The organism is Streptomyces sp. NPDC057280, from assembly GCF_042668605.1.
In the GTDB taxonomy this organism is placed as follows: Bacteria; Actinomycetota; Actinomycetes; order Streptomycetales; family Streptomycetaceae; genus Streptomyces.
In genome coordinates this window covers 41,669-62,800 of the sequence record NZ_JBHUYR010000002.1, presented here as the reverse complement: position 1 = coordinate 62,800, position 21,132 = coordinate 41,669, and the positions used below count along the sequence as shown (strand labels likewise).

Below are 21,132 nucleotides of genomic sequence, written 5' to 3'. Positions count from 1 at the left end.
TTGACGGCAGGACCCATGCAAGGACCTACTCGAAGGAGCCGCTCGATGCGAGGCAGCAAGAGACGTAGATCCACGCTCGTGGTGGCGCTGGCCCTGGTGGCGGGGCTCGGCGCCACCGTCCCCGCGCACGCCGACGACCCCGCGTACCCCTTCCGGAACCCGTCCCTGACCGTGGACCAGCGCGTCGACGACCTCCTGGGCCGGCTGACCCTCGACGAGAAGATCTCCCTCCTCCACCAGTACCAGCCCGCCATCCCCCGCCTCGGCATCCCGTCCTTCCGCACCGGCACCGAGGCCCTGCACGGCGTCGCCTGGCTCGGCGAGACCACCGTCTTCCCGCAGGCCATCGGCCTCGCCTCCAGCTGGGACCCGGCCCTCCTCGAAGAGGTCGGCTCGGCGGTCGGCGACGAGGCCCGCGGCTTCCAGCAGGAACGCCCCGCCGGCTGGGGCCTCAACCTGTGGGCGCCGGTGGTCAACCCCCTCCGTGACCCGCGCTGGGGCCGCAACGAGGAGGGTTACAGCGAGGACCCGGCACTGACCGGCGCGCTCTCCACGGCGTACGGCGAGGGACTGACCGGCGGCGACCCCGACCATCTCAAGACGGCCCCGACCATCAAGCACTACCTCGCCAACAACAACGAGTGGCACCGCACCACCACCGACTCCGAACTGCGCCCGCGCGTGGCGAAGGAATACGACGAGGCGGCCTTCAAGCCGGCGATCGAGGCGGACGCGGCCACCGGCGTGATGTCGTCGTACAACCTCGTCAACGGCCGTCCCAACACGGTGAACCCGGACCTGAACGACCTCGTCCGCGGCTGGTCCTCCTACGACCTCCTGAACGTCACCGACGCCTTCGCCCCCGGCAACCTGCACGGCGACCAGAAGTACTACCCGAGCGTGGTCGAGGGCGACGCGGCCGCGATCAAGGCCGGCATCGACAGCTTCACGGACAACGACGCGAACTCCTCGGTGACCACCGGTGCCGTCAAGGCGGCGCTGGAGAAAGGCCTGTTGAAGGAAGCGGACGTGAACGAGGCCGCCGGGCACATCCTGTCCGTCCGCGTCCGCCTCGGCGAGTTCGACCCGGGCGGCGGCAGGTACGGCTCGATCGACAAGTCCGTCATCAACAGCCCGGCCCACCGGCGGCTGGCGCGCAAGGCGGCGACCGAGGGCGCGGTGCTGCTCAAGAACCAGCCGGGCGCGCTGCCGCTGAAGAAGGCGCAGAAGGACGTGGCCGTGGTCGGCCCGCTCGCCGACACCCTCTACACCGACTGGTACTCCGGCACCCTCCCCTACGCGGTCACCCCGGCCGAGGGCATCGCGGCGAAACTCGGCACCGACGTGGCGACCAGCGAGGGCGTCGACCGCATCGCGCTGAAGAACACGGCGACCGGCAAATACATCACCACGGGGGACGGCCTCCTGAAGGAGACCGCCCAAACCCCCGCCGCACAGACGCAGTTCGACGTCGCCGACTGGGGCGCGGGCGTGGTCACCCTCCGCTCGGCGGTCAGCGGCAAGTACGTCGGCTACAACTGGTCCGGATTCGCCGACGACCAGGCACAGCCCGGCGGCTGGTACGTCCAGCAGCAGTTCAAGCTGGAGGAGCAGAGCGACGGCACCTACCTCCTCCGCTACGCCGGGTACGAGACCGAGGAGCCCTGGTGGGGCAACCCGGTCTACGTCGGCCCGACCGGCACGGACGGCACCCTCGGGCTGGTGTCCAAGGAGCAGGCCGCCCACTACACGAAGGACGTCGTCCGCAGCGGCGTCGACGAGGCCGTGGCCGCGGTCAAGGGCAAGGACGCGGCGGTCGTCGTGGTCGGCTCCACCCCGTCGATCAACGGCCGCGAGGGCCACGACCGCACCGACATGGGCCTGGCCCCCGCACAGGAAGCCCTGGTCAAGGCGGTCCGCAAGGCCAACCCGAAGACGGTCGTGGTCGTCGAGAACAGCTACCCGACCACCCTCGGCGCCCTCCAGCAGGAGGTCCCGGCCCTGCTGTGGACGTCCCACGCGGGCCAGGAGACCGGCAACGCCCTGGCGGACCTGCTGTACGGCGACGCCAACCCCTCCGGCCGCCTCACCCAGACCTGGTACCGCTCCGAGTCCGACCTCCCGCCGATCCTCGACTACGACATCATCAAGTCCGACCGCACCTACCAGTACTTCAAGGGCCAGGCCCTCTACCCCTTCGGCTACGGCCTGTCCTACACGTCCTTCCGCTACGGCGACCTGCGCCGGACGGCCGACGGCTTCGAGGTGAAGGTCACCAACACCGGCAGCCGCGCGGGCGACGAGGTCGTCCAGCTCTACACCCACCAGCGCGTCTCCCGCGACAAGCAGCCGCTGAAGCAGCTGAAGGCCTTCCAGCGCGTCGCGCTGAAGCCGGGGCAGACCAAGACGGTCCATTTGAAGCTGTCGCCGAAGGACCTCGCCCACTGGGACGTCACCCGCTCCAAGTGGGTGACGGAGAAGGGCACGTACGACGTCCTGGCCGGCGCCTCCTCCACCGACCTCCGCGCCCGCACCACCTGGAAGGTCGCCGGCGAGACCATCCCGGCCCGTGACCTGGCCCGCACGACCCGCGCCGAGAACTTCGACGACTACCACGCCACCCACCTCGTCGACGAGTCCAAGGAGCGCGGTACGGCAGTGTCGGCGGGGTCCGACGGGGCGTGGCTGAAGTTCGCGGATGCCCAACTGGGCTCCGGCCCCTCGAAGTTCACGGCTCGCGTGGCCGGTTCGTCCGGCACGGTCGAGGTACGGCTCGGCTCCCCGACCGGCACCCTCGCCGGCACGGCGGCCCTCGGCGGCACCGCCTCGCCGTACACCTACGAGACGGTGACCGCCGACCTGTCCCGGGCGGCGAAGGGCCGTACCGACGTCTATCTGGTGCTGAAGGGAGAGGGTCTGCGCCTGGCGACGTTCAGTCTCCGCTGAGACGGCCCGGCGCAGACCCGGCGCTCAGCAGAGCACGGGCTTGCGCCACGCGCACTCGAGGTCGCCGCCCCGGGCCGTCTTCGGCCCGACCAGGGTGGCGGCCTGTGCCGTCGACTTCGCGAGCGTCACCACGATGGCGTCCTCCAACGGCTTCACGGAGGACGCCAGGTAGTTGTTGAGGACGATGCCGAAGACCAGTTCACGGCCGTCGGCGCCCGTGACGTAACCGGAGAGACCGGAGGCTCCCGTCAACGATCCCGTCTTCGCTCGGGCGTTGAGCGCGGCGGGCGTCCCGCACATCCGCGACCGCAGGGTGCCGCCCACGAACCGGTCCGGATCGCAGGCGACCGGCAACGAGCGCTTCCAGTCCGCGTACCAGGGCTCGGCGCGCACGGCGAGCAGCAGCTTCACGAGCTGCCCGGCGGGGAAGTTGTCCCTGCGCGAAAGCCCCGACCCGTCGACCTGCCGCACCTTGGACACGTCGACGCCGACGCCCTTGAGGTATCCCGCGATCGCGGCGAGCCCGGCGCTCCAGGTCCCCTGCCGGGAGACCTCGTATCCCATGGCCTTGGTGAGGATCTCCGCGTGCATGTTGTTGGAGAGCTTCAGGAACGGGATGAGCAGGTCCTTCAGCGGCATGGAGTCGTGCGCCGCCAACCGCTGCGCGGCCGCCGGGGTCTGGCGCCCCAGCCGGGTCGGCCCGGTGACCTTGACCCCGTGGTCGGCGAGCGCGGCGCGGAAGACGTCGGCCGCGTATCCGGTGGGCTCCCACACCGTCGACCACTGCTTGGTACCGGCGCCGCCCACGGGCGTCGTACCGCTGACGACGATGTCATTGGTGCCGTGCGCGCGTTCGACGGTGAGGTCGTTCGCGCCGCCGGCGGCGACGGTGGTGGCCCGCACGTCGATGTCGACGTAATCGGTGTCGGGCGTGACGGTGACGAGGGGCTTGTCCCCCGCCGCCGCGCCCGGTGCGACCGTCACGATGACGGTCCCGGTGTCGTAGTCGGTGTCCGGCGCCACGCTGAGCGCGCTGATCTGCGCCGCGTAGTAGTAGGGCTCGTCGTCGTTGGCCCAGTCGCTCCCGAGCCGCTGGGCGTCGAACCGGGTGTCGTCGGCGAGCAGCCGTCCCTCGACGCGGGTGACCCCGGCGGCGGCGACCTGGGCCGCGAGCTCGTCGTAGTCGTCGGCGAGCAGGGTGGGGTCGCCGGTGCCGCGCAGATACAGGTCCCCGCGCAGCACGGAGCCGTGGCGCCGGCCGTGGGCCAGTACGTCGGTGGTGAACCGGTGGTCGGGCCCGAGGATCTCCATCGCGGCGGCCGAGGTGGCCAGCTTGGTGTTGGAGGCGGGTATCAGCCGGGTGGTGGGCTGGTGCTGGTACAGCAGCTCACCGCTGTCGGCATCGGCCACGACGACACTCGCGACCCCGCCCTCCATCCGGGGATCGCTCAGGACGGTGTCCAGGGCCTCGGACAGGCCGGAGCGGTCGGAGTCCGCGCCGGCCTGCGCGCCGGGGCCGAGGACGGCGGCGACGAGCAGTCCGGTCACCGCCCAAGTCCACTTGCCTCTATGAGATTTCATACCGGCCGAGCATTCCGGATACGGGCGCCCGTCACCAGCACACCTCTCAGCCGCCCAGCCCCCACGCGGCACCCATCCGATACGCGGCGCAGAGGTTCACGTCGAGGAGGTAGGCCCCGGCGGTCCCGCACTGCGCGCTCCCGCTCCCCGGGTCGACGGGCTGTCCGTGCCCCATGCCGGTGATGCTGTACGTCTCGACGACGGCGGTACCGCCCGCGTTCTCGTACGTCCGGTGCGGATACCCGGCGACGGTGTCGCTGACGTCCGCCGTCTGGTCGGCGCCGTGCACGTCGGTCCACTGCTCGACCAGGTCGGTCATGTTGACGGGTTTCACCGTGTAGTCGGCCGTGCCCTGGAAGGCGACCAGCCTCGGCCAGGGCCCGGTGTACCCGGGGCGCGCGGCCCGCACCCGGTCGCCCCACTGCGCGGCGGTCTGCGTGGCACCGACGTACATGCAGACGTACGGTGACCCGGCAGCCTGCGCGCACCCGTACGGCAGCCCGGCGACGATCCCGCCCGCCGTGAACTTCTCCGGGTACGCGGCCATCATCACGGCCGCCATCCCGCCCCCGGCGGACAGTCCGGTGACGTACACCGGCCCACCGGAGACGTCCGCGACCTGCCGGTCCACCATCTGCGCGAGGGACGCGGCCTCGCCCTGGCCGCGCGTGATGTCACCGCTCTGGAACCAGTCGAAGCACAGCGAGGAGTTGTTGGCGCTCTGCTGCTGCGGCAGCACGACGGAGAACCCCCACCGGTCGGCGAGCTGCGTCCATCCGCTGCCGGTGCCGTACCCGGAGGCGTTCTGTGTGCACCCGTGCAGCGCGACGACGACCGGCCGCCCGGCGGGCAGCCCGTCGGGCACGTACCGGAACATCCGCAGCGCCCCCGGGTTGGTCCCGAACCCGGTGACCTCCTGGAGGGACGCGGCGGACGCCGGCACGGGAGTGAGCAGGACGGCGAGGAGCGCCGTGAGGACGGCGAGAAGGCTTGCGGCTCTGGTGTGTGTCATGGCCAGGGACCGTAGAAGCGTGAACGACCCCTCGATATGGGGCCGCACACCACAACGGGCCGGTGCGCCATGGTGGTTCGCGGCTCGGCGGACGCGCATGACAAAGCCCCGCTGCTCAGGAGCAGCGGGGCTGAGCCCACATGGGGTGCCCATCGGTCTGGGCGAGTGGAGATGGCGGGAATCGAACCCGCGTCCAACGGTGCGGAATCAGGACTTCTCCGTGTGCAGTCTGGTACGAGTTTCTCGGCCCTCCGGATCACCCAGACAAGTCCGGAACGGGCCCAGTCACTGTTTGATTTCCCTCTTCACCCCGTGACCGGGATCAAGGTTTAGTCCCCTAGCTGATGCCAGGAACCGGGTCGGGAACAGCCCCGGGCTGACACTCCCTTAAGTAAGGGGCAGTTGCCTAGCTACCTGATCAGGCAGCGAGGGCGAACTGCGTCGCCTTGGGAGAATCGCTCTTGATAGTGGCGATTATTTTTTTCGGCCTGTGGTTTACGAGATCATGGCCGCTTCCTCGACACGCTTCCCCTGCTTCGACAGCCGCTGTCGAAACCGATCATCCCCATGTTGTGTTTTCAATGTGCGCGCCGGCCGTGGCCGGTGCTGATGCCATCGTACGTGACCAACGCACGCCGATGCCACCGTATTCCCCGCCGGTCAGACGCCGCGCTGCTTCCGCTTGGCCGCCGCGATCGCCCGGTCCGACTCCCGCCGGTCCTGCTTCTCCCGCAGGGTCTGGCGCTTGTCGTACTCCTTCTTGCCTCGCGCGAGCGCGATCTCGGCCTTCGCCCGGCCGTCCTTGAAGTACACGGCGAGGGGCACGATCGTGTGACCCGTCTCCTGGGACTTGGACTCCAGCTTGTCGATCTCCTCGCGGTGCAGCAGCAGCTTGCGCTTGCGGCGCGCGGAGTGGTTGGTCCAGGTGCCCTGGGCGTACTCCGGGATGTGGGCGTTGTGCAGCCATGCCTCGCCCCCGTCGATCTGGACGAAGCCGTCGGTCAGCGACGTCCGCCCCTGGCGCAGCGACTTCACCTCGGTGCCGGTCAGCACGATGCCGGCCTCGTAGGTGTCGATGATCGCGTAGTCGTGCCGGGCCTTCTTGTTCTGGGCGACGATCTTCTTCTTGCCGCCCTTCTCGCCGTCCCGGCCCTTGGCGGCCGCCCCGCCCTGCTTGGGCTGGGACTCCTTCGGTACGTACATTCCCTTGCTCATAGTGCCGTCCATTTTCGCACTACGGAGGGGGTGCGGGGGAAGTCGTTTACGGCCCCGGACGCCGGTGCGCCGGTACGCCGGTCGGCCGCTACTCGGGGCCCAGGCCGCTGAGGACCGTCTCCGCCCGCTCGAGGACCTGCGAGTCGGCCTCCAGGTCCGGGGTGATGCCCTTGCCGTCGACGGCCCGGCCGGAGGGCGTGCGGTAGTGGCCGACGGTCAGCTCGGCGACCGACCCGTCGGGCAGCCGGCTCGGCATCTGCACCGAGCCCTTGCCGAAGGTCCGGGAGCCCACGACCACGGCCCGGCCCCGGTCCTGCAACGCGCCCGTGAGCAGTTCGGCCGCGCTCATCGTGCCGCCGTCGACGAGCGCGACGAGGGGTCTGGTGGTGTCGCCGCCGGAGTCGGCGTGCAGGACCTGCTGCTCACCGTCGACGTCGTAGGTGGCGACGAGACCGCCGTCGAGGAAGGCGGAGGCGGCGGTGACGGCCTCGGTGACGAGTCCGCCGGAGTTGCCGCGCAGGTCGAGGACGATGCCGGCGTCGGCGGGTGCCTGCCGCACGGCGGTCCGCACCGCGTCGCCTGAGCCCTTCGTGAAGGAGTCGATCTTGATGAGGGTGATCCGGTCGGTGAGCCTTCGCACGGTGACGGAGTCGGTGGACAGCCGCGCACGCCGCAGGGTCTCGGTCCACACGCGCGGGCCGCGCTCCAGCCGCAGCGTCACCGCGGTCCCGGCGGCCGCGTCCTGGGCGTCACCGCGCAGTAAGGAGACGACCTCGGTGACGGGCCGTCCGTCGACGTCGGCCCCGTCGACACCGCGCAGCAGATCCCCGGCGCGGATCCCGGCCCCGGCGGCGGGCGATCCCGCCCGCACCTTGGTCACCTCGATCCGGCCGTCCCGCTCCCGGCGCGCCCACAGACCGACGCCGGTGTACTCACCGTCGAGGGCCTCCTCGAACTCCTCGTACTCCCCGCGGGAGTACACCGCCCCCCACCGGTCCCCGCTGCGGCTGACGGCCCGCTCGGCGGCCTCCATGGGCGACTTGCCGTCGGCCATGGCCTCCTCGGCGGCCTTCGCCACGTCCTGGTGATGTCCGGCGGGCGCGGCCGAACGGGCCGCGTCGGGCGTGGATTTCCGGTCGGGCCCCGGCAACGACCCCGTCGCCGCCCCCGCGACCAGCACACTCGCGAACACCAACGTCAGAGCCGCCCCGCGGCCGATACGGCGGGGCTGACAGAACAGCTCACGGCCTGACATGCGGGTGAGTCTAGGACAACGCGAAGGGCCGCACGGTCGGTTGACCGCACGGCCCTCTTGGCATGCGTCACACCTTGAGGTACTTGCGCAGCGCGAAGAACGCCGCCAGGGCCGGCATCAGCAGGCTGGTCGCGAGGATCAGGGGGAGCTTGGTCAGGACGGCGTCCCAGCCGATGAAGTTGATCAGGTTCAGCTTCTCGGACAGGGCCAGGCCGTGGTCGATGATGAAGTACCGGGAGACCACCAGGAACGCGCAGGCGACGCCGCCGCCGATCAGGCCGGCCACCGCGGCCTCCATGATGAACGGGGCCTGGATGTAGAAGCCCGAGGCGCCGACCAGGCGCATGATGCCGGTCTCACGCCGTCGGCTGAACGCCGAGACGCGCACGGTGTTGACGATCAGCATCAGCGCGACGACCAGCATCAGCGCCATGACCGCGCGCGCCGCCCAGTTCATGCCGTTGAGGAGACCGAAGAGGTTGTCGAGGATGCCCTTCTGGTCCTGCACCGACTGCACGCCGTCCCGGCCGTCGAACGCGGTCGCGACGACCTGGTACTTCTCCGGGTCCTTCAGCTTGATCCGGTACGACTCCTGCATCTGGTCCGGCGTGAGGGAGGCGGCCAGCGGGGAGTCGCCGAACTGCTCCTTGTAGTGCTTGTACGCCTGGTCCTGGGACTCGTACGTGACCTTCTCGACGACCGACATCTTGTCCAGGTCGGCGAGGATCTGCTTCTTCTGGTCGTCGGTCACCGCGCCCTTGGCGCAGTTGGGGTCGGACTCGGCGTCGCTCTTGTTGCAGAGGAAGACCGAGACGTTGACCTTGTCGTACCAGTAGCCCTTCATGGTGCTGACCTGGTCGCTCATCAGGAGCGAGGCGCCGAACAGGGCCAGCGACAGGGCGACGGAGACGATGACGGCGAACGTCATCGTCAGGTTGCGGCGGAGACCGACGCCGATCTCGGAGAGTACGAACTGGGCGCGCATGGCGGGAGGATCAGGCCTTTCCGTGGACGGTCGCGGTCAGTGCTGGTAGCCGTAGACGCCGCGCGCCTGGTCACGGACGAGGCGGCCCTGCTCCAGCTCGATGACGCGCTTGCGCATCTGGTCCACGATGTTCTGGTCGTGCGTCGCCATCACCACGGTGGTGCCCGTCCGGTTGATCCGGTCGAGCAGCTTCATGATGCCGACGGAGGTCTGCGGGTCGAGGTTGCCGGTGGGCTCGTCGCAGATCAGCAGCTTGGGCCGGTTGACGAAGGCCCGTGCGATGGCCACGCGCTGCTGCTCACCGCCGGACAGCTCGCCCGGCATCCGCTCCTCCTTGCCGCCGAGCCCGACGAGGTCGAGCACCTGCGGCACGGACTTGCGGATCTCGCCCTTGGACTTGCCGATGACCTCCTGCGCGAAGGCCACGTTCTCCGCGACCGTCTTGTTGGGCAGCAGCCGGAAGTCCTGGAACACCGTCCCCAGCTGGCGGCGGATCTGCGGCACCTTCCAGTTGGAGATGCGCGCGAGATCCTTGCCCAGGACGTGCACCTGCCCGTGGCTGCACCGCTCCTCGCGGAGGATCAGCCGCAGGAAGGTGGACTTTCCGGAGCCGGAGGAGCCGACGAGGAAGACGAACTCACCCTTCTCCACTTCCAGGGAGACATCCCTGAGTGCGGGGCGGGTCTGCTTGGGGTAGACCTTGGAGACGTTGTCGAATCGGATCACGGATGCACCACGGTTGGCCGGGGGTAGATGAGCGTGACCATACGCGAACCGGGTGTGTGAGCGCAGGCACAGGTTGCGGTTGCGCGCCTGTTGTGCCTTTTGTGCCCGCCCATCCGGCAGCGCCCGAGCCGATTCCGAGGGAACCTGGCACAGTGGAGGGGGAACGTTCTCCGCCCCGGGAGCGTTCTGTGGAGAGAACCGGTATGAGGAGGGCGAGCGCATGACGTACGACCGGCTGGTGTGCGCGAACTGCGCGGCGCCCGTCAATGAGGGCCGCTGCCCCGTGTGCCGCGCCAACCGCGAGCGGCTCTCGCAGGAGAACCCGTTCGCGCAGCTCAACCCCATGACGCTGATCGCCCTGCTCGCGGTGCTGATCGCGGCGGTGGCCCTGCTGGCGCACCAGACCGCGTAGCGCCGGTACGAGACACCCGAGAGGCCCGGAGCGAGTCCTTCGCTCCGGGCCTCTCGTCGTACGAACAGGCGTACGACCGGCACACGCCGCGCGTGCGTACGGCTACCGTCAGGCGACAGCGCCGCCGCGGCCGCCCATGAGGCGCGGCAGGACGCGGAAGCCGATACCGCCGGCGATCATCGTGGCGGCGCCCACCAGCAGGAAGGCGGTCTGGCCGGCGCCGGTCTCGGCGAGCTCGTCGCCGCCGCCCTGGGCGGTGGTGTCGGAGCCGGTGTCGGTGAGGGCGGAGGTGCCCTCCTCCTGCGCGGAGGTGCCGGAGCCGCCGTCGGGGTCGGCGTTGTTGCCGCCGCCGCCGTTCCCGTTCCCGTTGCCGCCGCCGTTGCCGCCGTCGTCCGTCGGGTCCTCGGAGGGCTCGTCCGTCGGGTCCCCGGTCGGGTCCTGGGTGGGCTCCTCGGTCGGCTCGGTGGGCTCCTCGGTCGGCTCCGTCGGCTCCTCGGTGGGCTCCGTCGGGAGTTCCGTCGGCTCCTCGGTGGGCGGGTCGGTCGGCAGCTCGGTCGGCGGGTCCGTGGGGTCGTCGACGTCGACGTTGACGCCGACGCCGCTGTCGTCCACGTTCACGCCGATGTCCAGCGCGGAAGCGGCGCCGGCGGCAGTCAGCGAGGCGCCGGCCGCGATCACGGCACCGGCGGCTATCCGCGCGATCCGGATCCGCGTCTTCTTGGTCATAAGGTTGCTACCCCCAGTAGCTCATCGTCAGTGAGGCGGCGCCCGGGGCCGTGATCAACGGGGGGTGGCGGTGCTCAACTCTCCCCCGGTTCACATGCGCCCCAGAGATACGCATGCCACGCTTTACCCTTCCCATTTTTCAAAGCAACGTCAAGGCCGTTGCGTACGCGATGTCCGACTACGGGCTCTTTGCCGGGGGTTGGAGCCTGTGAGTGTGATGTAAAACCCAGACATCCGGTCATAGAAAAGGCAACTGCCGCCTCGGAGGCGGCAGTTGCCTTGTCGACAAATCTCTGTCGGTTCTCTGCGGGTTACTTCTCCTGCTGCTTGCGCCAGCGAATTCCGGCTTCGAGGAAACCGTCGATCTCACCGTCGAGCACGGCCTGCGGGTTGCCGACCTCGAACTCCGTCCGCAGGTCCTTGACCATCTGGTACGGGTGGAGGACGTACGACCGCATCTGGTTGCCCCAGGAGCTGCCGCCGTCCTTCAGGGCGTCCATCTTGGCCCGCTCCTCCTGGCGCTGCCGCTCCAGCAGCTTCGCCTGAAGGACGTTCATGGCCGTGGCCTTGTTCTGGATCTGCGAGCGCTCGTTCTGGCAGGAGACGACGATGCCGGTCGGGAGGTGCGTGATGCGCACCGCCGAGTCGGTGGTGTTGACGCCCTGGCCGCCGGGGCCGGAGGACCGGTACACGTCGATCCGCAGATCGGACTCGTCGATGTCGATGTGGTCGGTCTGCTCGACGACGGGCAGCACCTCGACACCGGCGAAGGAGGTCTGGCGGCGGCCCTGGTTGTCGAAGGGCGAGATCCGGACCAGCCGGTGGGTGCCCTGCTCCACGGAGAGCGTCCCGTAGGCGTACGGCACCTGCACGGCGAAGGTGGTCGACTTGATGCCGGCCTCTTCCGCGTACGACGTCTCGTAGACCTCGGTCTTGTAGCCGTGCCGCTCCGCCCAGCGCAGGTACATGCGCTGGAGCTGCTCGGCGAAGTCGGCGGCGTCGACGCCACCGGCCTCGGCGCGGATGTTGACGAGCGCCTCACGGGCGTCGTACTCACCGCTGAGAAGCGTGCGGACCTCCATCTCGTCCAGCGCCTTCTTGACGGACGCGAGCTCGGACTCGGCCTCGGCGCGGGTGTCCGGGTCGTCCTCCTCCTCGGCCATCTCGAAGAGCACGGCGAGATCGTCGATCCGACCGCGCAGGGCTTCGGCCTTCCGCACCTCCGCCTGGAGGTGGGACAGCTTGCTGGTGATCTTCTGCGCCTCGTCCGGGTTGTCCCACAGGGACGGCGCGGCCGCCTGCTCCTCGAGCACGGCGATGTCTGCCCTCAGCTTGTCGAGGTCCAGAACGGCCTCGATCGACTCCATGGTCGAGGAGAGGGACTTGAGCTCTTCGGATACATCGACGACTGCCACGCCTCCAGCCTAACGGCTGTGGCAACCGACCTCGGCCGGGTGGCGGGGCTGTGCCCGATCCGGCCCGTCCGGCGTTTGAGGACGAGGCCCTTTCGGGGCCGAAGCGGGGGTCCGGGGGCGGCAGCCCCCGGGATAAGACGGGTAGGGGCGGCGGGGGCGAGAAAATCCCGGCGCGCACCCCCACCCACGCCTCACGGCGAACCCGGCGCCGAGTTCTTCGTGTCCTGCGGCGCCGCCCCCGCGTCGTCGCCCGACACGGCCGCCCAGGTGCCGACCCCGGCCGCGGCCGCCAGCACCACCGCCGCCACACTCACCACCACCCGCCGCCGCCGCGTGGTCGCCCGGTTCCGCGCCGATCCCGGCCGCGGCGCCCCGGCCGCCCGCGGTACCCGCGCCGTCCCGTGCGCGCCACCCGCCAGCTCATCCGGCGCCGGCACCCGCATCGACGTGTGCGTGTCCCGGTTGGAGTCGGCCGGCTTCGCCCCCGGCACCAGCGGCACCGCCCCCCGCCGCACCGGCGACGCCGAGTGCGGCGCCGGTTCCGCCGGCAGCGCGGCGTCCTCGGCCTCGTCGTCCTCCGCGTCCGGCTCGTCCACGTCCAGCGGCGGCATCCCGGCCAGCATCGGCAGCAGCTCCCGCAGCCGCGCCGCCAGCTCGGAGGCGCGCAGCCGGGAGGCCGGCGCCTTGGCGAGGCACTGCACGATCAGCTGCCACAGTTCGTCGGGGATGCCGGGGAGCGGGGCGACCGTCTCCGTCACGTGGCGGCGCAGCACCGCGCCCGGGTGGCCGCCCCCGAACGGCGTGAAGCCCGCCAGCAGCTCGTACAGCACCGTCGCCAGCGCGTAGATGTCCACGGCCGCGCGCGGGGGCAGCCCCTCGACGATCTCCGGCGCCAGATAGTCCGGTGTACCGATGATCTTCGTGGCCCGGGTCCGGCGCGGGGTGTCGATCAGCTTCGCGACGCCGAAGTCGGTGAGCAGCGCGCGGTGCGAGCCGCCGGGGCCGAGCGGGCCCTGCATGTCGAGGAGGACGTTCTCCGGCTTGACGTCCCGGTGCACGACGCCCGCCGCGTGCGCGGCCGCGAGCCCGTCGGCGACGTCGGCGACGATCGCCACCGCGGCCTCGGGGGCGAGCCGGCGGTCACGGTCGAGGCGGGTGCGCAGGTCGGTGCCGCGGACGAGGTCCATGACGAGCGCGAGGTCGTTGCCGTCGACGACCAGGTCACGGACCGAGACGACATTGGGATGCTCCAGGCCGAGCAGCGCCGTGCGCTCCTGGACGAACCGTCCGACGAGCTCCTCGTCGGACGCGAGGTCCTCGCGCAGCAGCTTGATGGCGACGGGCCCCTCGGGCCCCTCACCCAGCCACACCGTGCCGGCGCTGCCCCGCCCCAGGATCTGGTGGGCGGTGTACCGGCTGCCGATCTTCCGTGCCAAGGCTGCTCCTACCGACGCGACTTGGCGACAAAAATACGCGTCCGAAGAGCCGACCTTCACCGCGGAGGCCGAAATCACCCGCCGGGTGTCGACAAATCAACAGACTCGCCCGTACCAGGGGCGACCCGAGGCCTACTGCCCGGAAGAACCGCCGCCCAGGTCACCGATCCAGCCGGAGACCGTCCCGATCCAGTCCCCGATCTGGTCCCAGTAGCTCTTGCCGGTGCCGATCCAGTCCTGCAGCGGGCTCAGTTCCCAGATCAGCCAGCCCGCGACGAACAGGATGACGATCGTGAACAGGCAGCCCTTGAGGCAGCCGAGTCCGGGGATCTTCATCGGGTTGGCGCCGCGCTGGCGCGGCTGCCTGGGCTCGCGCTGGGGCTGCTGAGGCTGCTGCGGCGGCGCGTACCGCTGCGGAGGCTGCTGGGGCTGCGGTTGCGGGGCGTACCGCTGCGGCTGCTGTTGCTGCGGATAGCCGTAGCCCTGCGGGGGCTGCTGGGGCTGCGGGCGCTGCTGGGGGCGCGGCTGCTGTTGCGGGCGGGCGACCTGCCGCTGGGGGCGGCGGCGCAGCGGGTCCTGGTTCGGGTCGAGGTACTGGACCTGCGTCTGTTCGTTGCGGTCCCGGGCGGCGCGCAGCTGGTTCTGCCAGGGGTGCGGGTCCTCGGGGCCGGGGCCGCCGGGCTGGCCCTGCGGCACCGGCGGCATGACGGCCGTCGGGTCGGCCGCGCCGCGGTTGGGCAGGACGGCGGTGGGGTCGGCGGCGCCCACGTGCGGCAGCACGTTGGTCGCGGCGTTGGGGTCGTACGCCCCCGCGCCGTGCGGCAGCACCTGGGTGGGGTCGCCGGAGCCCGGGACGGCGGCCGGGGCCGGGTCGGGCGCGAGGAGCGCGGCGACGTTCTCGGCGGCGGCGATCTGCGCGGAGTTCGCGTGCACGCCGATGCCCTCGGCGACGACGCGCAGGCCGCGCGCGAGGTTCTCGGCGCTGGGCCGGTCGTCGGGGTTCTTGCGCAGGCAGCGCTCGATGACCGTCCAGAGCGGATCGGGGACCGTGGACGGGCGGCGCGGCTCCGAGCTGAGGTGCTGGTGGAGGACTTCCAGGGCCGAGCCGCCGGAGAACGGGGGACGGCCGGTGACCAGCTCGTACAGCAGGATGCCGGCGCCGTAGATGTCGACGGCGGAGGTCTGCGGGCGGCCCTCGGCGGACTCGGGGGCGACGTAGGCGGGCGTGCCGACGAACTCGTGGGTCCGGGTCAGGCCGGGTGAATCGGCCAGACGGGCGATGCCGAAGTCGGTCAGCAGCGGGTGCATCTGGCCGCCGCGCTGCTGGAGCAGGACGTTGGCGGGCTTCAGGTCGCGGTGGACGACGCCGTCCGCGTGGCTGGCGGCGAGCGCGTCGGCGATCTGCGCGGTGAGCAGCGCGGCGCCGACGGGGCTGAAGGGGCCGTTCTCGCGCAGGTAGCGGTGCAGGTCGGGGCCCTCGACGAGGTCCATGACCAAGGCCAGCAGATCGCCCTCGACGACCAGGTCGCGGACCCGGACGATGTTGGGGTGGGTGAGCCGGAGCAGCACGGAGCGCTCCCGCAGGAACCGCATCACGATGTCCGGGTCGCTCGCGAGCTCCTCCTTGAGGACCTTGATCGCGACGGTCTCACCGGGCTGCCCCTGGACGGCCGCCTCGGCGCCCGCGGCCTCGCGCTGCCGGGCGCGCCACACGGTGCCCGTGGCGCCGCGTCCGAGCGGCTCCTCGAGGAGGTACTTGCTGCCTACCGGCCGCACGTCATGCGCTCCCTGCTTGCTTGCGTATGTTCCGACCCACTGTAGTGCCGCCTCCCGTAGGAGCAGCCTGTCGTCTTTCTGTGCGTCTTACGTACCGGTTCCCGTGGTTGTTCGAAGGAAAGACGCTCGACCCGGTCGACCGGTTGCCACAGTCGTACGTGACCGATCTCAAGTGATCACCGGCGCGGCCTTGGTCAGGCACTTTTGGGGGCAGAGCTGACCAATCAAGATCACTTGCCGCCGGGGGGCGGGCAGACTGTCAGTGGCAGGTGCGAGGATGCCTGCAGTACTGGCCGATGTGCTCGTGTGGGGTGGGGGACTGTCCGCGCCCGGGCAGAAGGGACCGCTGACGGCGATGCAGATCCGGCTGACCGTCGTAGACCCGCTGGCCCCGCCCGCCGAGGCGGCCAGGGGCCGCACCCCGAGCCGCGACGTGCTGATCACGGCCCCTGCGGGGACGGCCCTGGCGGCGATAACCTCCGCGCTCGCCTCCGCGGTCTCCGGCGACGCCGCCCCCGGCTCCGGCCAGCCCGTGCTCTACGCCGGTGCCGAGCGGCTCGACGCCCAGCGCTGCACCCTCGGCGAGCCCCCGCTGACCGACGGCGCGGTGCTGTCCCTCGGCGCCCCCACCGACCCCGAGCCGCACCCCGAGGTCGACGACGCCCCGGCCCGCCTCGACGTGGTCGCCGGACCGGACGCGGGCGGGGTCCATCTCCTGCACGGCGGCCGGGTCGAGATCGGCCGCTCCGCCGACGCCGACGTCCCGCTGGACGACCCGGACGTCTCCCGGCTGCACTGCGCGGTCACGGTCGCCGGCGACGGCCGCGTCTCGGTCGCCGACCTCGACTCCACGAACGGCACGGTCCTGGACGGCACCCGCGTGGGCACCCGCCCGGTCCGCTTCCCCCCGGGCGCCCTCCTGCGCATCGGCGAGTCGGCCCTCCGCCTGGCCCCGCCCGGCGGCCCCGGCGCGAGACTGCGGACCGCCCCGGACGGCGAGGGCCACGTGCGCGTGCCGGCGTCGCCGGACGAGGACACGGCCGGGAGCGACGCGGGCCCCTCCGCCCCGACCCGGCACACCGCCGGCACGGCCCCCTGGGCCACCCAGGGCCAGGGCCGCACCGGCACCGAAGCTCCCGTAGTACCGGGCCAGGGCGGGGCGCCCCGGATCGAGAGCCAGGCCCCCGGGGCGCGCGGCACCGGCTCCCGGCGCCGGGTGTCCGGCGTCGCGGGGGCGGCGCGCGACGGCGCGGGTGCCGCCTGGTCGAGTGCGACAGACAGCGGGCGGACGCACGGCGGACGGCCCGGCGCGGGAGACAACGCACAGACGCACGGCGGACGGCCGGACGCGGAAGACAACGCACAGACGCACGGCGGACGGCCCGGCGCGGGAGACAACGCACAGACGCGCGGCGGACGGCCCGGCGCGGGAGAGGCGTACGCGCCCGGCGAGCCCGCACGCGGCGGAGACATCGGCGGTACGCGGGGGAGCCATGGCCCCTCCGGCAACACCCCGGCGTCCGGCGGGCCTTCGACCGGCCCGGCTGACAACACCTCGGCCCATGACGGGACTTCCGGCCACCGTTCACACGGCGGGCCCGCACAGGGCGCCCCCGCCGACAACACCTCGGCCTACCGCGGGGCCACCGGCCACCGCCCGGGCAGCGGACCCGCGCACGGCACCCCCTCGGACGGCCCCTTCGGCAGCCCCGCCCAGGGCACCCCTGCCGACGGCGCCGCCCGCCGCGACGTCGGCTCCACCGAGCACACGCGCACCGCTGACGGACTCGACGCCACGGACACCCCCGGCACCGGCCGCCGCAAAGGCACCCCCCTGCGCGGCACCGACGTACCGCAGGGTCTGCGCAAGCGGGGCGGGCTCGGTGCGTGGGCGCGGCGGCTGGCCGGCGGGCGCGGTGAGCAGGACGCCGCCGCGGACCGGAGCGAGGCGTACGACGAGGAGATGGCCGATCCGGCGACGGAAGCGGTGCCCGGGGCGTCCCAGCTGCCGGAGACCTGGCCGGACCCGGCGGCCCTGCTGCTGACGGCGCTGGGCCCCGGGCCCCGGCTGTGGGAGCGCGGAGCGGGGCACCCGGAGGCGCTGACGGTGCGGCTGGGCACGGCCGACCGGGCGGCGCCCGACGGCTCGGGCCTGCTGCCCGCGGTCCCGGTGACCGCCGATCTGCGCGAGGTCGGCTCGCTGGGGCTGGCCGGCCCCCGCGCGCGGCTCGCCGGACTGGCCCGCGCGGTGCTGGCCCAGCTCGCCGCGCTGCACTCCCCCGACACCCTGGAGATCGTGCTGCTCAGCGCGGACCGCTCCCGCCCCGCCGCGGAGCGCGCCGCCGAGTGGTCCTGGCTCGGCTGGCTCCCGCATCTGCGCCCGGGCCACGGCCAGGACTGCCGCCTCCTGCTCGCCTACGACCGCGAACAGGCGACGGCGCGCACGGAGGAACTGCTCAGAAGGCTGGAGGACGCGCCGCCACAGCCCGCGCCGGTGGCGCCCCGGCGCCCCTCCTGGGCGCAGGCCGACGACACCGCCGACGCGAGCGCCTTCGCCGGGCCGTACACCGTCCTCGTCGTGGACGGCGACCCCGGCGGCGCCGATGTGCGCGAGGCCGTGGCGCGGCTGGCGCTGGAGGGGCCGCGGGCCGGGATCCATGTGCTGTGCCTCGCCGAGACGTCACCGGCCTCACCCGCGTCGCCGGTGACGGAGACGTACGAGGCGGCGTGCGCGGCGGCGCCGACGTTCCGCGCGTGCGGCGCGGTCGCGCTGCTCAGCGGTGACGTGGCGACGGCCCTGCGGCTGCTGCGGGTCGCGCGGGCCACCGGCGACCACACCTCCGCCCCGGGCGAGCCTCCGGCCGGCCCGGTCGGCCATGGCACCGTCGCCGCCGTCGACGCGGTCTCCCCCGCCTGGGCGGAGCGGTTCGCGCGGGCGCTCGCCCCGCTGCGCACGGACGGCGTCGGACCGGAGCGGCACGCGCGCGTGTCCGCGCCGCTGCCCCAGATGGCGCGGCTGCTGGACGAACTGGGGCTGGCCAGGGCCACCCCGGCGTCGCTGATGGCCCGCTGGGCGGCCGCGGCGGACGACCCCGAGGCACTCGGCGGACGGGCCTTTGCCGTCCTCGGCGCCGGACCGCGTGGGCCGGTCGCCGCCGACCTCGTGGCGGACGGGCCGCACCTGCTGATCGAGGGACCGGCGGGCAGCGGCCGTACGGAACTGCTGCGGGCGGTCGTCGCCTCGCTGGCGGCGGCGGAGCGTCCCGACCGGCTGAGCATCGTCCTGATGGACGGCCGGGACAGTGTGAGCGCGGGTGCGGGGCACGGGGAAGGTCTGCGGGTCTGTACCGACGTACCGCATGTGACCACCCACCTCGCCGCCAACGACCCGGTCCGGATGCGGGAGTTCGCGCAGTCCCTGAGCGCCGAGCTGAAGCGGCGGGCGGAGCTGCTGGGCCGGTCCGACTTCGCCGAGTGGCACACCGGCCGTGAGCTGTCGGGCCGTATGGTCGCCCAGCGCGGCGCCGCCGGGAACGGCGACCTGGACAGCCCGCCCAGCTCCACCATGCGGCTGCGCCCGGGCGCGGCCCGCCGGCACACCGAGCCGGCGCCCCCGCTGCCCCGCCTAGTGGTCGTCGTCGACGACCTGGACGCGCTGGTCTCGCCCCCGCTGGGCTCCCCCGGCAGACCGTCGGCGGGTTCGGTGATGCGGGCCCTGGAAGCCGTCGCGCGGGAGGGCGAGCGGCTCGGCGTCCACCTGGTCGCGGCGGCGGTCTCCGGCGGCCGTACGGCGGAGTCGGAGCCGGCGCGGCGGGCGTCCCTGCGGGTCGTGCTGGACGCGGTGACAGCGGGACCGGACGAACCGGCGCCCGGGCGTGGGCGGTTGACCTGGGCGGACGGTCGTACGACCGCGTTCCAGGGCGGGCGGGTCACCGGCCGCATCCCGCGCACGGCGACGCTGCGGCCGACCGTGGTCCCCCTGGACTGGCAGCGGATGGGCGACCCGCCGGCCCGCCGCCCGGTGCGCGAACTGGGGAACGGCCCGACGGATCTGGCCCTGCTGGCCAGCGCGTTGGAGCGGGCAGCCCGGGAGGTCGCGGCCACGGAGGTGCCGTCCCTCCTTTAGCGCCCTTCCCGGAACGCCGCGTTACGACGGCGCAACGATCTCCCACTTGACACCGCACGCGGTCTTGCCGACCCCATGCCCCCGGCGTAGACCAGAGGGCCACGGGACAGCGCTCGACGTTCGACGAGGACGAAGAACGGGGCAGTGATGCGCAGCACGAGCACATACCGGACACGCAGGGCCGCCGCGGCAACCGCCGCCCTCCTCGCGGGAGCACTCGTGCTCACCGCGTGCGGCGGAGACGACGACAAGGCAAGCGACGACGAAAGCAAGGGCACGGGGACCGGTACCTCCGTCACCCTCCCCAAGCTCGACGGCCAGACCCTGGAGGTCGCCGCCGTCTGGACCGGAGCCGAACAGGAGAACTTCACCAAGGTCCTGAACGAGTTCACCGAACGCACCGGCGCGAAGGTGAAGTTCGTACCGACCGGCAACAACACCTCCACCTTCCTCGGCGCCAAGATCGAGGGCGGTCAGCCGCCGGACGTGGCGTTCCTGCCGCAGGTCGGTGTGTTGAAACAGTTCGCGCAGAAGAAATGGCTCAAGCCCCTCGGGGCGGAGGCCAAGGCCCAGTTGGACAAGAACTTCTCGCAGGGGTGGCGGGATCTCGGGGCGGTCGACGGCCAGCAGTACGGCGTGTACGCGAAGGCCGCCAACAAGTCCCTGATCTGGTACAACACCGCGGCCTTCGACGCGGCCGGGATCACGGAGACCCCGAAGACGTGGAAGGAGTTCCTCACCACCGCGCAGACCCTGTCCGACGCCGGCTCACCGGCCGTGTCGATCGGCGGCGCGGACGGCTGGACGCTGACGGACTGGTTCGAGAACGTCTATCTGTCCCAGGCAGGACCGGAGAAGTACGACCAGCTGGCCCAGCACAAGATCAAGTGGACGGACCCGTCCGTCAAGCAGGCCCTCACCACGCTCGCCGAGCTGTGGGGCAAGGACGAGCTGATCGCGGGCGGCCGCAAGGGCGCGCTGGACACGGACTTCCCGAAGTCGGTCACCCAGGCCTTCACCGGTGACACCCCGGCCGCGATGGTCTACGAGGGCGACTTCGTGACCGCGAACATCAACGCCGACACCAAGGCGAAGGTGGGCACGGACGCCAAGGTCTTCCCGTTCCCGGCGGTGGGCACCGACTCCCCCGTGGTCAGCGGCGGTGACGTGGCCGTGGCGCTGAAGGACGGCAAGGGCGCGCAGGCGCTGCTGACGTTCCTCGCCTCGACCGACGCGGCGGAGATCTGGGCGGCGCAGGGCGGCATCCTCTCCCCCAACAAGGAGATGGACCAGGGCAAGTACAAGGACGACGTGACCCGGCAGATCGCCAAGGCGCTGATCGACGCCGGTGACAACTTCCGGTTCGACATGTCCGACCAGGCCCCGGCGGCCTTCGGCGGCACGCAGGGCACCGGCGAGTGGAAGGACCTCCAGGACTTCCTGAGCAACCCGGGCGATGTCGCGGGCGCCCAGCGGAAGCTGGAGGCCGACGCGGCCAAGGCCTACGGGTCGAGCTGACGC

At 72.0% G+C, this 21,132-nt stretch carries 14 protein-coding genes and 1 other RNA gene; 4 read left to right on the top strand and 11 right to left on the bottom strand.

Annotated features, from left to right (window positions below; genetic code table 11):
• The first annotated feature begins 45 nt into the window (after positions 1 to 45).
• Positions 46 to 2,946 (top strand): glycoside hydrolase family 3 C-terminal domain-containing protein, encoded by a 2,901-nt coding sequence (locus ACFUO4_RS10880; protein ID WP_383482527.1) that lies wholly within the window; start codon positions 46 to 48, stop codon positions 2,944 to 2,946.
• 24 nt (positions 2,947 to 2,970) lie between these two features.
• On the opposite strand, the gene dacB is transcribed toward ACFUO4_RS10880, so the two are convergent.
• The 7 genes from dacB to ftsE form a co-directional block, all read right to left on the bottom strand.
• Positions 2,971 to 4,527 carry a D-alanyl-D-alanine carboxypeptidase/D-alanyl-D-alanine-endopeptidase gene (gene dacB, locus ACFUO4_RS10875; protein ID WP_383482524.1) on the bottom strand — a complete coding sequence of 519 codons (1,557 nt, stop codon included), beginning with the start codon at positions 4,525 to 4,527 and terminating at the stop codon, positions 2,971 to 2,973.
• 46 nt (positions 4,528 to 4,573) lie between these two features.
• Positions 4,574 to 5,539 (bottom strand): PHB depolymerase family esterase, encoded by a 966-nt coding sequence (locus ACFUO4_RS10870; protein WP_079309954.1) that lies wholly within the window; start codon positions 5,537 to 5,539, stop codon positions 4,574 to 4,576.
• Between the two features lie 163 nt (positions 5,540 to 5,702).
• Positions 5,703 to 6,106: a transfer-messenger RNA gene (ssrA, locus tag ACFUO4_RS10865) on the bottom strand.
• 93 nt (positions 6,107 to 6,199) lie between these two features.
• Positions 6,200 to 6,742 (bottom strand): SsrA-binding protein SmpB, encoded by a 543-nt coding sequence (gene smpB / locus ACFUO4_RS10860; RefSeq protein WP_079309953.1) that lies wholly within the window; start codon positions 6,740 to 6,742, stop codon positions 6,200 to 6,202.
• 100 nt (positions 6,743 to 6,842) lie between these two features.
• Positions 6,843 to 8,009, bottom strand: a complete 1,167-nt coding sequence (locus ACFUO4_RS10855) for a S41 family peptidase (RefSeq protein ID WP_383482521.1) — start codon at positions 8,007 to 8,009, stop codon at positions 6,843 to 6,845.
• Between the two features lie 67 nt (positions 8,010 to 8,076).
• Positions 8,077 to 8,994, bottom strand: a complete 918-nt coding sequence (gene ftsX, locus ACFUO4_RS10850; RefSeq protein WP_059192142.1) for a permease-like cell division protein FtsX — start codon at positions 8,992 to 8,994, stop codon at positions 8,077 to 8,079.
• Positions 8,995 to 9,030: 36 nt separating this feature from the next.
• Positions 9,031 to 9,720: a cell division ATP-binding protein FtsE gene (gene ftsE, locus ACFUO4_RS10845; RefSeq protein ID WP_079309951.1), complete on the bottom strand. Its 690-nt coding sequence runs from the start codon at positions 9,718 to 9,720 to the stop codon at positions 9,031 to 9,033.
• A gap of 220 nt (positions 9,721 to 9,940) precedes the next feature.
• On the opposite strand from ftsE, the gene ACFUO4_RS10840 reads away from it, so the two are divergent.
• A complete protein-coding gene (locus tag ACFUO4_RS10840; RefSeq protein ID WP_059192144.1) occupies positions 9,941 to 10,132 on the top strand; it encodes a hypothetical protein in 192 nt (63 codons plus the stop codon).
• Between the two features lie 108 nt (positions 10,133 to 10,240).
• On the opposite strand, the gene ACFUO4_RS10835 is transcribed toward ACFUO4_RS10840, so the two are convergent.
• The 4 genes from ACFUO4_RS10835 to ACFUO4_RS10820 form a co-directional block, all read right to left on the bottom strand.
• The gene (locus ACFUO4_RS10835; protein WP_383482516.1) at positions 10,241 to 10,858 is read right to left on the bottom strand and encodes a hypothetical protein; all 618 of its coding nucleotides are present in this window, start codon (positions 10,856 to 10,858) and stop codon (positions 10,241 to 10,243) included.
• A gap of 311 nt (positions 10,859 to 11,169) precedes the next feature.
• Positions 11,170 to 12,273: a peptide chain release factor 2 gene (gene prfB, locus ACFUO4_RS10830; protein WP_079309949.1), complete on the bottom strand. Its 1,104-nt coding sequence runs from the start codon at positions 12,271 to 12,273 to the stop codon at positions 11,170 to 11,172.
• Between the two features lie 191 nt (positions 12,274 to 12,464).
• Positions 12,465 to 13,709, bottom strand: coding sequence for a serine/threonine-protein kinase (locus ACFUO4_RS10825; protein ID WP_383482513.1), 1,245 nt, complete (start codon positions 13,707 to 13,709; stop codon positions 12,465 to 12,467).
• Between the two features lie 132 nt (positions 13,710 to 13,841).
• On the bottom strand, positions 13,842 to 15,485 hold the full coding sequence (locus ACFUO4_RS10820; RefSeq protein WP_383482510.1) for a serine/threonine-protein kinase: 1,644 nt from the start codon (positions 15,483 to 15,485) through the stop codon (positions 13,842 to 13,844).
• Between the two features lie 355 nt (positions 15,486 to 15,840).
• Between ACFUO4_RS10820 and ACFUO4_RS10815 the strand changes: the two genes are divergently transcribed.
• Together ACFUO4_RS10815 and ACFUO4_RS10810 are read left to right on the top strand one after the other, a co-directional pair.
• Positions 15,841 to 19,611 (top strand): FHA domain-containing protein, encoded by a 3,771-nt coding sequence (locus ACFUO4_RS10815; RefSeq protein WP_383485605.1) that lies wholly within the window; start codon positions 15,841 to 15,843, stop codon positions 19,609 to 19,611.
• A gap of 147 nt (positions 19,612 to 19,758) precedes the next feature.
• Positions 19,759 to 21,129 carry an ABC transporter substrate-binding protein gene (locus ACFUO4_RS10810; protein WP_383482508.1) on the top strand — a complete coding sequence of 457 codons (1,371 nt, stop codon included), beginning with the start codon at positions 19,759 to 19,761 and terminating at the stop codon, positions 21,127 to 21,129.
• The last annotated feature ends 3 nt before the right edge of the window (positions 21,130 to 21,132 follow it).

Coding starts and splice junctions, on each gene's coding strand:
- ACFUO4_RS10880 (WP_383482527.1), top strand. CDS start 46: ATGCGAGGCAGCAAGAGACGTAGATCCACGCTCGTGGTGGCGCTGGCC.
- dacB (WP_383482524.1), bottom strand. CDS start 4,527: ATGAAATCTCATAGAGGCAAGTGGACTTGGGCGGTGACCGGACTGCTC.
- ACFUO4_RS10870 (WP_079309954.1), bottom strand. CDS start 5,539: ATGACACACACCAGAGCCGCAAGCCTTCTCGCCGTCCTCACGGCGCTC.
- smpB (WP_079309953.1), bottom strand. CDS start 6,742: ATGTACGTACCGAAGGAGTCCCAGCCCAAGCAGGGCGGGGCGGCCGCC.
- ACFUO4_RS10855 (WP_383482521.1), bottom strand. CDS start 8,009: ATGTCAGGCCGTGAGCTGTTCTGTCAGCCCCGCCGTATCGGCCGCGGG.
- ftsX (WP_059192142.1), bottom strand. CDS start 8,994: ATGCGCGCCCAGTTCGTACTCTCCGAGATCGGCGTCGGTCTCCGCCGC.
- ACFUO4_RS10840 (WP_059192144.1), top strand. CDS start 9,941: ATGACGTACGACCGGCTGGTGTGCGCGAACTGCGCGGCGCCCGTCAAT.
- ACFUO4_RS10835 (WP_383482516.1), bottom strand. CDS start 10,858: ATGACCAAGAAGACGCGGATCCGGATCGCGCGGATAGCCGCCGGTGCC.
- ACFUO4_RS10815 (WP_383485605.1), top strand. CDS start 15,841: ATGCAGATCCGGCTGACCGTCGTAGACCCGCTGGCCCCGCCCGCCGAG.
- ACFUO4_RS10810 (WP_383482508.1), top strand. CDS start 19,759: ATGCGCAGCACGAGCACATACCGGACACGCAGGGCCGCCGCGGCAACC.